We start from the raw sequence: 12,923 nt of genomic DNA, 5'->3' as shown, positions 1-12,923 counted from the left end.
TTCTGTCAAATCCGAGGTCAAGGGGAGGGAGCAAAACAACGCCGTGCGGCTTTTAGCTCACGGCTTATAGCTAGCTCAGGCCTTATATTCGTCCGGTATCGGCAGGTCTTCCTTCAGCGGTACCGGGCGGTTGCCCTGCCCCTTGCGCCAGGCGTTCAGCTGGAATACATAGGCCAGCACCTGGGCCACGGCCACGAAGAGGCCGTCGGGAATTTCCCGGTCAAGCTTGGTGGAGTGATACACGGCTCGCGCCAGCGCCGGAGACGAAATCACCGGTACCTCGTATTCCCGGGCAATTTCCCGAATCTTGAGCGCAATCTCATCCAGCCCCTTGGCCACCACCATGGGGGCGGCGCCGGGCTTGTCCTTGTCATAACGCAAGGCCACCGAGTAATGGGTCGGGTTGACCACCACCACGTCGGCGGTGGGCACTTCACCCATCATGCGGCGGTTGGCCATTTCCTGCTGCAAACGACGAATACGGCCTTTGACCTCGGGCTTGCCCTCGGTGTTCTTGTATTCGTCCTTGATTTCCTGCAGCGTCATCTTCAGCTGACGGGTGTGATTCCAGATCTGAAACGGCACATCGATGGCCACGATGGGCAGCAGGGCCATGCACAGCAACAGGCCCATGTTCAGCAACAACTCCACCGAGCCGACCATGGCGGCGGGCAGGGTTTCGTCGCTCAAACGCAGAATATTGTCAAACTGGCCCCACAACAGCCAGATGGCCAGGGTGGCGATAAACACCACCTTGGCGATGGACTTGAGCAGCTCCACCAGCGCCTGCACGCCGAACATTCGCTTGAAGCCCTTCATCGGGCTCATGCGATCCAGCTTGGGCAGCATCGCCTGGCTGCTGAAGTTAACGCCGCCGAGCAGGCTGTTGCCCACCAGCGCCGCCACTAGCACGATGGCAAAGAAGCCGAACAGGGGCCACATCAGCCCCAGCAGCGAGTCGCGCAGCGCCGGCATCATGGCCTCGGGGTCGAACAAGGCGGCCCGGTCGACCTGAAAATTACGTTCAAACAACCGCGCCATGGCCAGGCCCAGCGAGTCGCCGACCATCATCAGCCCCAGCGCCGCACTCAACAGTACGGCGGCGGTTCCCAGCTCTTTGGAACGGGGGATCTGGCCTTTTTCTCGTGCCTGGCGAAGGCGTTGTTCCGTAGGCTGTTCTGTTTTTTCCTGACCGTCCGACTCCGCCATTCAGCCTCCTTCACAGGTCAGTTGCAGGGTGTCACACATCACCGTTTGCAACCGTAGCCACTGGTTTTGAAAATGCCCCAGAAATCCGCCCAGAGTCAGCCACAGAATAAACAGGCCGCACACCATGCTGACCGCAAAGCCGACGCTGAAGATGTTCAGCTGGGGAGCGGCCCGGGTCAGCACCCCGAAAGTCAGGTTGATCAACAACATGGCGACGATGGCCGACAGCGACATGGCCACCGCCGCCTGAAACAGCAGGCTCAGCAGCCCGGCCAGATTTTCCCAGCTGGTCACCGACAGACCATTCATCGCCACCGGCAGGGTGTCAAAGCTCAGTACTATGGCTTCTATCATCACCAGATGACCGTTCAGCGCCAGAAACAGCAGGGTACCCAGCATCAGATACAGCTGGCCTACCACCGGAGTAGACTGACCGTTGAGCGGGTCGACCATGGAGGCGAAACCCAGACTGGTCTGCATGGCGATGATCTGACCGGCGGTGACGAAGGTCTGCAGCAAAAACTGGGACAGCAGGCCGATAACGGCGCCAATCAGCACCTGTTGGCCGGTGATCAGAAAGCCACCGACCGAGAACAGCGCCACCTCGGGCATGGGGGGCAGCACCGGCGCCACCGCCAGGGTGGTGGCAAGCGCCAGCAGCACCCGGTTGTAGGCCGGCGTCAGCTGGGCACCAAACATCACCATGGTCATCATCATGCCGGCGATGCGGCACAGGGGCCAGAGGTAAGCGGCCAGCCACATCAGGATCTGTTCGGTGCTGTAGTTCAAACTTCGTTTCTCGCCATTGTTGAAAAACGTGAAGAGTGAGGGGTAAGGGGTAAAAAGCACACGCTCGCCTCACGCCTCACGCCTCACGCCTCACGCCTCACAAAGATGTTACCCAACCACCTGCGGGATCTGGTAAATCATCTCGTAAAAGAAATCCATCAGCATATCAAAGCCCCAGTGGGCTCCCACCGCCAGGGCGCCCAGGGTCACCAGCAGACGCGGCAGAAAGCTCAGGGTCTGCTCGTTGATGGAGGTGGCCGCCTGAAACACCGCCACCACCAGACCGATGGCCAGACTCGGCAGAATCACCGCCGATACCAGCACCGTGACCAGCCAGAGCGCACTGCGAAAGATGTCGACGAAGGTTTCCGGGCTCACTATCCCGCTCCCAGGCCAAAGCTGTTGGCCAATGTACCCATGATCAGGTTCCAGCCGTCTACCAGCACGAACAGCATCAGCTTGAACGGCAGCGAAATCAGCATGGGCGACAGCATCATCATACCCATCGCCATCAGAATACTGGCCACCACCAAGTCGATCACCAGAAAGGGCAGAAACAGCATGAAGCCAATCTGAAAGGCGGTTTTCAGCTCGCTGGTCACGAAGGCCGGTATCAAGACCCGCAGCGGCACCTCGGCTTCACTGTCCACCTGGATGTCGGCGATGTTGAGAAAGGTGTCCAGATCCTTGACCCGGGTCTGGGCCAGCATGAAGTCACGTATCGGCAGCTCGGCCCGGGCCAGCGCTTCCCGGGAGTCGATCTCTTCCGCCAGATAGGGCTGCAGCGCATTCGCATTCACCCGATCCAGCACCGGCGACATGATGAAAAAGGACAAAAACAGGCTGATGCCGATCAGCACCTGATTATTGGGGCTTTGCTGCAGCCCCAGAGCCTGGCGCAGAATCGACAGCACTATGATGATGCGGGTGAACGAGGTCATCATGATGACCATGGCCGGCAGAAAAGACAGCGCCGTCATCAGCGCCAGCACCTGCAGGGTCAGGCTGTATTCCTGGCTGCCGTCGGTGTTGGTGGTGACCGTCACCGCCGACATGCCCTGCTGGGCCATGGCCGGCCCGGCCAGCAGCAACATCGGTAATAACAGGGGCAGATAGCGACTAAGACGACTCATGGCCGCCCCTTTCCGTCCGCCTCGCCCTCTGTTTCGACAACAGAGACGTCGCCTGCTCCGGCGCCAGCGGTTGCTCCAGCCTGCCCAGACCCGAGATCTGCTGGGCGGTAACGCCGAGCAGCCACTGCTCTTCACCCACCTGCACCACCAGCAAACGCTCGCGTTGGCCCAGCGCCAGCGAGGCTACTATGTTGAGCTGACGGCTACCACCCAGCAGCGAGGCGCCCCGCAGGCGGCGCAGCAGCCAGCCCAGTACCAGGATCAGCCCGATGACCAGCATCGATGACAGGGCCCACGAGTCCCAGCGAACGTCCGGCCCCTGGGCCAGCACCGAGGCCGGCAGCAGCAGTAATATCGATAACAGCCGCATTATTTAAGCTTTTTGATGCGTTCGGTCTGGCTGATCACATCGGTCAGCCGAATACCGAACTTGTCGTTCACCACCACCACTTCGCCATGGGCGATCAGGGTGCCGTTGACCATGACATCCAGCGGCTCGCCGGCCAGCCGGTCCAGCTCCACCACAGATCCCTGGTTCAGCTGCAGCAGGTTGCGAATGCTGATGCGGGTACGGCCCACTTCCATCGAAATGGTGACCGGAATATCCAGAATGGCGTCAAGTTTTCGACGCTCGTCACCGGACAAGGGGCTTTCGGTCGGGTCATTGAAATCATTCAGCTCGGCCCGCTTGACCGAGTCCTGCTCTTTTGTTTCGCTCTGCGACGTCTGCTCGGCCATCGCCTCGCCCCAGACATCATCCAGCTCGTTCTGTTCATCACTCATGATGCATCCTCAATGGTTCTTTCCAGTTCTTCCAGCTCGGCTTCACCGTCAATACGCACGCCACGGCGGGTGACGTGACTCAGTTCGGTCTTGACCGTTTCCGGCTTCTTGATTTTCTCGCTGATCCGCACGGCCATTTTCTCGCCGGCCCGCCCCAGCTGACCACGGAAACTGGGCAAGTCTTCTACCGACACCAGCAAATGCTCGGGCATCTCCACCGGAATGATATCGCCGGCCTGCAGCTCCATGATATCGCGCAGGCTCAGCTCTTTTTCCAGCAGCTTTACCGACATATCCACCCCCACATCGAGAATTTCATCGCGCAACGCCTTGCCCCAGCGCAAATCGTTTTCACCCTTGTCGCTTTGCACGCCGGCATCCAGCAGCTCGCGAATAGGCTCCAGCATGCCGTAAGGCAGGGTTACGTGAAAATCACCGCCGCCGCCATCCAGCTCGATATGAAAGGAGCTGACCACCACCACCTCGGTGGGGCTGACGATATTGGCCATGGTGGGGTTCACTTCCGAGTCCAGGTACTCGAATTCCACGTCCATGACCGGCGCCCAGGCCTCTTTGTAATCCTCGAACACCAGCTTCAGCAGCAGCTGTATCACCCGGCGCTCGGTGGGGGTAAATTCACGGCCTTCGATTTTGGCATGACGGCCGTCACCACCGAAGAAATTGTCGACCAGAATAAACACCAGCCGCGCTTCCATGGTGACCAGACCTATGCCCTTGAGCGGGCGAAAACGCACCATGTTGAGACTGGTCGGCAAAAACAGCGAATGCACGTATTCGCCGAACTTGAGCATTTGCACCCCGTTGACCGACACTTCGGCGGTGCGGCGCATCATGTTGAACAGGCTGATACGCATATGCCGGGCAAAGCGCTCATTAACCATTTCCAGCGTCGGCATGCGCCCACGAACGATGCGATCCTGCGAAGAAAAATCAAACATGGCAACGCCATTACTGTCGTTGCTCTCCTCTTCCTTTACATCGTCCACCCCGTGTAGCAGGGCATCAATTTCATCCTGAGATAACAGATCGCTCACGACTCACCTATTGCATTACGATACCGGTAAAGAGCACTTTTTCTATCAGCGGTGCTCCCAGCTCTTCCGTCAACACCCTGTTCAATTCATTCAGCGCTTCCTGCCGTACCGCCTGCTTGCCATCGGCAGACAGGTAATTATCGGCACTCTGACGGCTCAACACCGTCAGCAGCACACTTTCCAGCAACGGCAGGTGCTGCTTGGCCCTGGTTTCATCGGCCAGTCCCCTTACCATCAATTGCAGCTCCACCTGCACCAGACGTTCCCGTCGCCCGGCCGGTACCGAGAAAATAAAGGGCCGGGGCAGGCCGACATACAGCGCCTGATTGTCGACCACCGGCTCCGCCTCGACATTCTGTGAAGCGGGCATCAGCCACCAGGCCGCACCGCCGCCGGCGACCACCAGCAGCAATACGATTACCCAGACGAGTTTACGTTTGTACCATGCCACCTTTGGCATGATCAGATCATCGGCCATGCTATCCCTTCATCCTTACGGCAAACGCGTAGTTTACCCATTTGAATCATGCAAAAAAATCAATTCTGCCGGCGTCATCGCTACGGTTCGACAATCGAGCCTCGCCCGCCAGAGACGTTTGAGGCTCATCACCGGCAAGGGAGCCGTAGCCACGCGGGCCATGACTGCGCCCCTCGCCTCCTTGTTGGGCATTCTGTTGCGACTGCTGCTGGCCATCTTGCTGCGCGGCCTGGTTGAACCCGCCCTGCTGACTGCCCGACTGGCTCTGGCCCTGGTTCTGGCTCAGGTTCAGCCCCTGCTGGCTCAGCATGTCTCTCAGCCGCGGCAAGGCCTGATCGAGCAGTTCCCGGGCCTGAGGATGACTGGCCAGAAACTGGACCTGCACCTCCCCCTGCTCCATTTTCACCTGAATTCGAAGACCGCCCAGGTTCGACGGATCAAGACGGATGTCCGCCTCCTGCAGATTCTGGCTCACCATCACCTGCACCTGTTGCGACAGCTGTTTTGCGCTTTGTTCCGGTGCACCCTGCTGCAGCGTGACCACCCGGTCCGCCAACACCGGGCGCTCGGCTGTTGAACCTGCCTGAATGCCGTCCCGGTTAACCACCGCCAGACCGGCATCCTGACCAACGGCGGCCTGATTCATCGCCGGCGCCCCGTCGCCACCAGACTGGCTCGACAACAGGGAGGCCGGCGCAGGTTCAGGCATGTTCGAGGCGGTGCTCACCGGCTTCGCCCGGCTTTCCTGTTCACCATCGCCCTCGGCGAGATCAACCGACGGCAAGGCGTTGCCGTTATCGTCGGTATTCATCGGCGAGCCGGCCCGCAAGTCGGGTTGCGACCAGCGGCGCCCATGCTCTATTTGCGCCAGCCATTCGGGGGGGCGAGCCGAGGTGGCCTCTTGTTGCCGCACCGCCACGGCATCTTTATTTGCCAGCGAGTCCGCCGCCTGAGAGTTTGCAATCTGAGAGTTTGCCGTGTCTCTGCGCGTATCAGGCGGGGGGACCTCCACGGTTATCTTTGGCCGACTTGCCGCAGGCACTGTTTCGCTCTGCCGGCTTGACTCGCTCCGCGAGGCGGCTGACGCCGCCGTCGCCTCGGCGGTGGTGCGCTCGGCCTGCTTCTGTACCGCACGGCCTTCGACTTCATCACGCGCAACAACGTCGGGATTCTCGACCGCTTGAGGAGCAGGAGCTACCGGCTCCCGCGCACCTGTAACCGGTGCTGCTGCCTGGCCTGAAGCCCCTTCGAAGACGGCAGGGCCAGACTTGGGGATCTGCTCTGGCGAACGTGCGTCCAGCGCTTGCCGGTCGGCTTTCGTCGCCGTTGCCGGTGGCAATTGACTGCCGCTTTCCTGCCGGGAAGACGAGGCTTGCTCTGTTGTGGTTGTCGAACGACCCGCGTCGGTTAACGACTCGACGCCAGACCGACGCCGGCTGTCGGTGGCGTCAATCAAAGCCCCCTTCGCCGCGTCACTGCCTTCGGCTTCAGCTTCGTTTCCTGTCTCTGCTTTCGCAGCCGGTGCGGTATCGATATCGGAAAGCAGCGCCGCACCGGCAGTGGTTTTCGCCGATGTCGGCATCGATGCCGGGCGTACCGGTGCGTCACCGGCAGTGTCGTCGGTGGAACGCTCACCGGCCGGAGCGGGCTCGGCTGCCATATTGCTCGGCGCCGAGATCGGCGTCGTCGATATGGTTGCCGATAAAGAGGAAAGCGAGGGGGCAGGCTCGGAGGTGTTCTCCGGCTTCGCGTCGCGATTATCCGCCGTCTCATCCTGCGATGAAGAGGTTGCAGCCGACGTGACACCTTCATCCTGCACATCGGCTTCTAAAGCGGCGATATCAACGTCATCCGGCAGCGCTTCGGCTGCCGGCTGCCGAGGGTTGGCCGTCGCCGGTGTGGCATTTTTTCCGGAGTCGGTCTGCTGCATCAGCACATCGGCAAACCGGCCGGACTTCCCGCTGTTATCACCCTCGGTGACGCCAGCGCCCGTTTCCGTGCCGGCCTGAACCCGCATAGACATGATGTTCATGGTCATGATGAAGTGATCCCCGTAAATCCTGCGGCTGTGCCGTCTGTCATCGAATCGACGCCATAGCTTATGCAAATAACACACCAGTTACGCAAAGATCACAGCGGCAAGTGCAAGATGCTCGGCAAACAAACACTAAAGACTTTTTTTGTGAAACCGGTAGATGGCCAGGTTATCGAGCATTTTTTGCTCCTGACGGGCGCTTTCCAGCCGCTGTCGCTCGGCATCCCGCTCCATCAGCTTGTCGATCGCCTGCTTGCGGGTGCGTACCGCCATCCAGGCGCTACGACTTTGCTCCAGCTGTTGCCTGGCCTGCTGCAAGCCCTGCTGTTGCTGTTGCTGAGACAATTCCAGCTTGTCGATAAAGCCCTGAAAGTGACCGAACTGGTGGGCGCTGAGGCCTTGTTGGCCGCGGTTTTGAAATTCCTGACTGTAATGACGTTGATACTGGCTCAGGGTCTGCTGCTGTTGTTCCAGCTGTTGCAACTGCAACTGGGCGGCGCCCAGCTCGGCCGCCGCCTTGCGTTCCTGACCATCGAGCTGATCCAGCAACAACCGTAATGCCCGACTCATCAACCGGCTCTCAACAGCGGTTTGCTGATGGTTTCAAGATCGGTCAGGCACATGGGAAACTCCACCACGTCTTTCATGCTCTGGGTCAAAAAGTGATCCAGCCGGGGGCGGACATGAATCGCCATGTCCAGCCGGGGATCCGCGCCGGACTGATAGGCGCCGAGGTTGATCAAGTCGTGATTCTGCTGATAGAGGGCATAGGCCTGCTTGACCGCACGCGCCTGCTGCTGATGGGCATCGGTGGTCACCGCCGTCATCACCCGGCTGATCGACTTTTCGATATCGATGGCCGGATAATGGCCGCTGTCGGCCAATTGACGCGACAGCACTATGTGACCATCGAGAATGGCCCGGGCCGCATCGGCAATGGGATCCTGCAGGTCATCCCCTTCGGTCAGTACGGTGAAGAAGGCGGTGATGCTGCCCTGGCCTTCGGCACCGTTACCCGCTCGCTCCACCAGCGCCGGCAGGCGGGCAAACACCGAGGGCGGATAGCCCTTGCTGGCCGGGGGCTCGCCAACCGCCAGCGCAATTTCCCGCTGAGCCTGGGCATAGCGGGTCAGGGAGTCCATCAGCAGCAGCACATTGAGCCCCTGATCGCGAAAGTATTCCGCCAGCGTCAACGCCGTTTCACAGCCCTTGAGTCGCATCAGCGGCGAGGCATCGGCCGGGGCCGCCACCACCACGGATCGGGCGCGGCCTTCTTCGCCGAGAATCACATCGATGAACTCTTTGACCTCCCGGCCCCGTTCACCAATCAGGCCCACTATCACCACATCGGCCTTGGCGCCGCGGGTCATCATGCCCAGCAGCACACTCTTGCCGACGCCTGAGCCGGCAAACAGCCCCATGCGCTGACCCCGCCCCACGGTCAGCAGGGCATTGATAGCCCGCACGCCCACGTCCATCGGCGCTTCGATGGGTTTGCGCGCCATCGGGTTAAGCCGCTGGGCGGTAAAATCGGCGGTATTGCTGGTGACGATGGGCCCCAGACCGTCCAGCGGCTGGCCGATGCCGTCGATCACCCGTCCCAGCAGCTCCATGCCCACCGGCACCCCGGCCCCCTGCCCTACCGGCGTGACGCGGGCGCCGGGAATCACGCCCTTGAGCGATTCACTGGGCATCAGAAACAGTCGATCGTCGGCAAAACCGACCACTTCGGCGTCCATTTCACCAAACATCGTCTGAATCTTGCACTGACTGCCGACGGCGGCGGTACAGCCCACCGCCTCCAGCGTAAGGCCAACCACCCGGGTCAGCTTGCCGCTGGCCGCCATGGCCGGCATCAAGCCCCTGGCCTGATAAGCCGCCAGCCGCTCAGGGAGTGTCATGGAAACGATTCCAGTTGGCCTTGATGAAGTTGGCCATCAGCTCGTCGATACGCAGTGCCAGACTCACATCCAGCTCGGATAACGCGGTTTTTACCCGCACATCGCCCCGGACCAGATCCGGCTCGCTCACCAGTTCCCACCGTCGCTGACGGCGGCTTTTTTCGTCGAAATGCTGCTCGATAATGGCCATATCGTCCGGGTGCAGAAACAGGGTCACGTCTCCCTCATGCCCGGGCAAGGCCGCCACCGCTTCACGTACCGTGGCCAGCAACAACTGCGGCGAGGTAGTGGCTTCGGTCTTGAGCAGGTTGCGGGCCAGCTCCTGCGCCAGGGTGACCAGACTTTGCTCTACCACCTGATCTATCTGCGCCAGCGGTGCCTGCAACTGTTCAAGCAGCTGCTGCCACTGCTGCTGCTGCTGTTCTATTTGCTGCTGCCCTTCGGCCAGCCCCTGTTCCAGCCCCTGCTTGAGACCGGCCTCGTGGCCCTGTTGCAGCCCGGTGAGGCGACCCTCTTCCTGCCCGGCGACCAGACCTTCCTGCTTGCCCTGTTCAAAGCCTTCTTCGTAGGCGGCCTGACGAATGGCCTCCAGCGCCTCGGCGGTCAGCGGCTCGGGCTCGGGTTCCGCTATCGGCTCGGGCTCGGCCACCTCGGCCCGGCGCTTGATATTCAGCGCCTGCTGTTCTCTTGGCTCGGCCCGAGGCTGTGTCATCTCTGGCCAGGGCCAGTGCTCGGCGTCCGTCATTTTATCGCGGGGGATGCGATCATACTCGGAGGAATAAGGATGACGACTCATACGAAGTCATCTCCGCCACCCTTGGCCAGCATCAATTCCCCGCTGTCGGCCAGACGGCGGGCAATGGCCAGAATTTCTTTCTGGGCGACCTCGACATCGCTCACCCGTACCGGGCCCATGGCGTCCAGATCGTCCTGCAGCATTTCGGCGGCCCGCTTGGACATGTTGCCCAGGAACTTGTCCTTGAGCTGATCGTCCGCCCCTTTCAATGCCCGCTGCAGCAGCTCGCCGTTCACCTCGCGCAGCAACATCTGTATGCCGCGGTCATCCACATCAATCAGATTTTCGAACACGAACATCAGATCCTGGATCTTCATGCTCATCTCTTCATCCTGATCACGAATAGAGTCCATCAGGGTGCCTTCGATAGAAGTATCCAGATAGTTCATGATATTGGCGGCGGCCTTGAGGCCCCCCATCTTGGCGGCCTTGGCGCCACTCTGACCGGCAAACTGTTTTTCCATGATGTCGTTCAGCTCTTGCAACGCCGCCGGTTGCACCTCTTCCAGCTCGGCGATGCGCATCACCAAATCCAGCCGGACCGGCTCGGCAAACTGCTGCAGAATTTCGGCGGCCTGCTCCGGCTCGAGGTAAGACAACACTATGGTCTGAATTTGCGGGTGTTCGTTATGAATGATGCTGGCTACCTGGCGCGCATCCATCCATTTCAACGAGTCCAGCCCGCGCGAGCCGGCACCGACCGAAATCTGCTCCACCAGGCGTCCGGCCTTGTCTTCACCCAGCGCCGAGACCAGGGCGTTGCGCACGAAGTCCTGACTGCCCACGCCGATTTTGGTGAAGCGCTGAATATCCTCGATAAAGAGCCGATGCACCGCCCCCACCCGCTCGGGACCAAAGTCGCCAACCGAGGCCATTTTCATGCCCAGACGCTGTACCTGCTTGGGATCGAGATGGCGAAATATCTGCGCCGCGTCTTCTTCCCGCAGGCTCAGCATCAAGAGCGCGGCTTTTTCGGTGCCGGTCATCTTGGTGAGCAGTTGCCGCTGCTCATCGGTAATCATCAGTTGCTGCGTATCAGTCATCGGCTTTCACCCAATTTCTCACTACCTGTGCCGCCAGATCCGGCTCGTTGGCCACCAGGGCCCGAATGGCCGACAGCACATCTTCGTCCTTGTTCAGATCGGGCAGTTGCAAACGGCCCTCGCGAATACCAAACATGCCGTCATCCTGCTCGGCCTGCTGCGCCAGCAGCGCCAGATCATCATTGCCCAGCAGCGCATTCTGGCCGTCCAGATCCACCTCTTCCGGCATCTTTTCATCGCTGCCCAGCAGACGCCTGACCATGGGGCGCACCAGGGTCAGCAACAGCACAATCAGCACAATCACCGCACCGAGAATACGCATGAGGTGCAGGAACCAGGTTTTTTCGTAGAAAGGCACACCGGCAATATCGTCAAGCTGGGGCCGGTTGAATGCCACCGACACCACCTCTATGGCATCACCTCGGCTCACGTCGAAGCCCAGGCCGCCACGCAGCAGCCGATCGATACGGGTCAGCTCTTCCGGCGTGAGTGCGACCCGCTCTGTAGTGCCATCCTCATTGGTAATGGCCTTGTGATCCACCGCCACCGATACCGTTAACCGGCGCACATCACCGGTGGCGCTCTGGGTGTGACTGATAGTGGTGTCCAGCTCGAAGTTGCGGGTCGCCTCGCGCCGGGAACGTTCGTTGCTTCGTTTTTCCTGAGCCTGCCCGGCCTGTTCGGGAATATCCGACTCGGCCGGCGGCTGATTGGTCAAGGCGCCCGGAATGCCAATGGCCCCCATGCCGGACGTATTGTCTTCCATCACCATTTCCGAGCGTACCGCCGGCAACTCGGGATTGAACGACTTGACGGTCTGTTCTTTGCGGGTGAAGTCGAGCCGCACATCCACTTCTGCGGTGTAATTGCCCAGCCCCAACACCGGACTCAGAATGGCGTCAATTTTCTGGCGATACTCCGCTTCCTGCTTTTGCTGCAGTTCAAATTCGCGACGGGTGCGGGCCGACAAGGGGTCTTGCGAGCCGGAGTTGAGCAGGCGACCGTTTTGATCGGTGACCGTGACCCGGTCCGGCGTCATGTCCGATACCGCCGAGGCCACCGTATCCACGATGGCATCCACTTCTTCCTGACGCAGGGTGCCACCCCGACGCAGGTTCAGCACCACGGTGGCGCTGGGCTGGCGCTTGTCGCGTACAAAGACGTTTTCACGGGGAATGGCCAGCAGCACCTGGGCCTGGGCCACGCTGTTGTATTGTTCGATGACCCGCGCCAGCTGCCGTTCACGACTCAGGTTGAGCCGCTCCCGCTCCAGGCGTTGGCTGATGCCGAAACCGGGGTCGGACAGCAGAATGGAATCCCCCTGGGGCGGGCTTTGATCCAGGCCGGAGCGACGCAGGTTAAGCTGAATATCGGCAAATTTATCGGCCCGCACCAGCACGGTATTGCCGTCTATGGTGTATTCGACCTTCTGGGCATCGAGAAAGTCGAGGGTTTCAATCAATTCCTGATTGCTGTATACGCCCAGCGGGCGCATCTGGGGTTCTTTGCCCCACAGCAGAATAAACACCGCCAACGCCAGACAGATAGCCAGCGCCAGCACAATAATGACCTGGCGCAGAATGTCGGTGTTGCCCAGCAAGGCGAACGGCGTGCTTTTTTGCTCCTGGGCTTCCAGTGAGTTGTCCTCGCTGGTGGCAAGGGCAGATTTGTCGGTATTCACCAACGGATTATCGGCCACCA

Annotated in this window: 14 protein-coding genes; all 14 read right to left on the bottom strand. The window is 60.4% G+C overall.

Translation table 11 applies throughout. The annotated features are described in order from the left end of the window. Window positions 1-75: 75 nt before the first annotated feature. Window positions 76-1,209, bottom strand: a complete 1,134-nt coding sequence (gene flhB, locus Q0753_RS04485; protein ID WP_298717873.1) for a flagellar biosynthesis protein FlhB — start codon at window positions 1,207-1,209, stop codon at window positions 76-78. Further along, a complete protein-coding gene (gene fliR, locus Q0753_RS04480; protein ID WP_298717871.1) occupies window positions 1,210-1,998 on the bottom strand; it encodes a flagellar biosynthetic protein FliR in 789 nt (262 codons plus the stop codon). It abuts the gene before it with no gap. 108 nt (window positions 1,999-2,106) lie between these two features. Next, entirely contained in the window at window positions 2,107-2,376 is a 270-nt protein-coding gene (gene fliQ / locus Q0753_RS04475) for a flagellar biosynthesis protein FliQ (RefSeq protein ID WP_298717868.1), read from the bottom strand. After that, window positions 2,376-3,131 (bottom strand): flagellar type III secretion system pore protein FliP, encoded by a 756-nt coding sequence (gene fliP, locus Q0753_RS04470; protein ID WP_298717865.1) that lies wholly within the window; start codon window positions 3,129-3,131, stop codon window positions 2,376-2,378. Before fliP ends, fliQ begins: the two co-directional genes overlap by 1 nt. Next, complete coding sequence (gene fliO / locus Q0753_RS04465) at window positions 3,118-3,501, bottom strand: flagellar biosynthetic protein FliO (RefSeq protein WP_298717862.1); 384 nt, start codon at window positions 3,499-3,501, stop codon at window positions 3,118-3,120. Before fliO ends, fliP begins: the two co-directional genes overlap by 14 nt. After that, a complete protein-coding gene (gene fliN, locus Q0753_RS04460; RefSeq protein WP_298717859.1) occupies window positions 3,501-3,914 on the bottom strand; it encodes a flagellar motor switch protein FliN in 414 nt (137 codons plus the stop codon). Before fliN ends, fliO begins: the two co-directional genes overlap by 1 nt. Continuing rightward, the gene (fliM, locus tag Q0753_RS04455) at window positions 3,911-4,969 is read right to left on the bottom strand and encodes a flagellar motor switch protein FliM (RefSeq protein ID WP_298717856.1); all 1,059 of its coding nucleotides are present in this window, start codon (window positions 4,967-4,969) and stop codon (window positions 3,911-3,913) included. Before fliM ends, fliN begins: the two co-directional genes overlap by 4 nt. A gap of 7 nt (window positions 4,970-4,976) precedes the next feature. Next, window positions 4,977-5,447 (bottom strand): flagellar basal body-associated FliL family protein, encoded by a 471-nt coding sequence (locus tag Q0753_RS04450; protein ID WP_298717853.1) that lies wholly within the window; start codon window positions 5,445-5,447, stop codon window positions 4,977-4,979. A 46-nt stretch (window positions 5,448-5,493) separates the two neighbouring features. Then, complete coding sequence (locus tag Q0753_RS04445; protein ID WP_298717850.1) at window positions 5,494-7,485, bottom strand: flagellar hook-length control protein FliK; 1,992 nt, start codon at window positions 7,483-7,485, stop codon at window positions 5,494-5,496. Between the two features lie 129 nt (window positions 7,486-7,614). Then, on the bottom strand, window positions 7,615-8,052 hold the full coding sequence (fliJ, locus tag Q0753_RS04440; protein ID WP_298717847.1) for a flagellar export protein FliJ: 438 nt from the start codon (window positions 8,050-8,052) through the stop codon (window positions 7,615-7,617). Further along, a complete protein-coding gene (fliI, locus tag Q0753_RS04435; protein ID WP_298717844.1) occupies window positions 8,052-9,383 on the bottom strand; it encodes a flagellar protein export ATPase FliI in 1,332 nt (443 codons plus the stop codon). Before fliI ends, fliJ begins: the two co-directional genes overlap by 1 nt. Continuing rightward, window positions 9,370-10,179, bottom strand: a complete 810-nt coding sequence (fliH, locus tag Q0753_RS04430; protein ID WP_298717841.1) for a flagellar assembly protein FliH — start codon at window positions 10,177-10,179, stop codon at window positions 9,370-9,372. The genes fliI and fliH overlap by 14 nt, the downstream gene beginning before the upstream one ends. Continuing rightward, window positions 10,176-11,222 carry a flagellar motor switch protein FliG gene (gene fliG / locus Q0753_RS04425; protein ID WP_298717839.1) on the bottom strand — a complete coding sequence of 349 codons (1,047 nt, stop codon included), beginning with the start codon at window positions 11,220-11,222 and terminating at the stop codon, window positions 10,176-10,178. Before fliG ends, fliH begins: the two co-directional genes overlap by 4 nt. Further along, a complete protein-coding gene (gene fliF, locus Q0753_RS04420) occupies window positions 11,215-12,921 on the bottom strand; it encodes a flagellar basal-body MS-ring/collar protein FliF (RefSeq protein ID WP_298717837.1) in 1,707 nt (568 codons plus the stop codon). The genes fliG and fliF overlap by 8 nt, the downstream gene beginning before the upstream one ends. Between the last annotated feature and the right edge of the window lie 2 nt (window positions 12,922-12,923).

Origin of the sequence: uncultured Oceanisphaera sp., assembly GCF_947495715.1 — a bacterium.
Taxonomy (GTDB): Bacteria; Pseudomonadota; Gammaproteobacteria; order Enterobacterales; family Aeromonadaceae; genus Oceanimonas; species Oceanimonas sediminis.
Note: the sequence above shows the minus strand (reverse complement) of the source record. Positions and strands in the feature narration are given on the sequence as shown.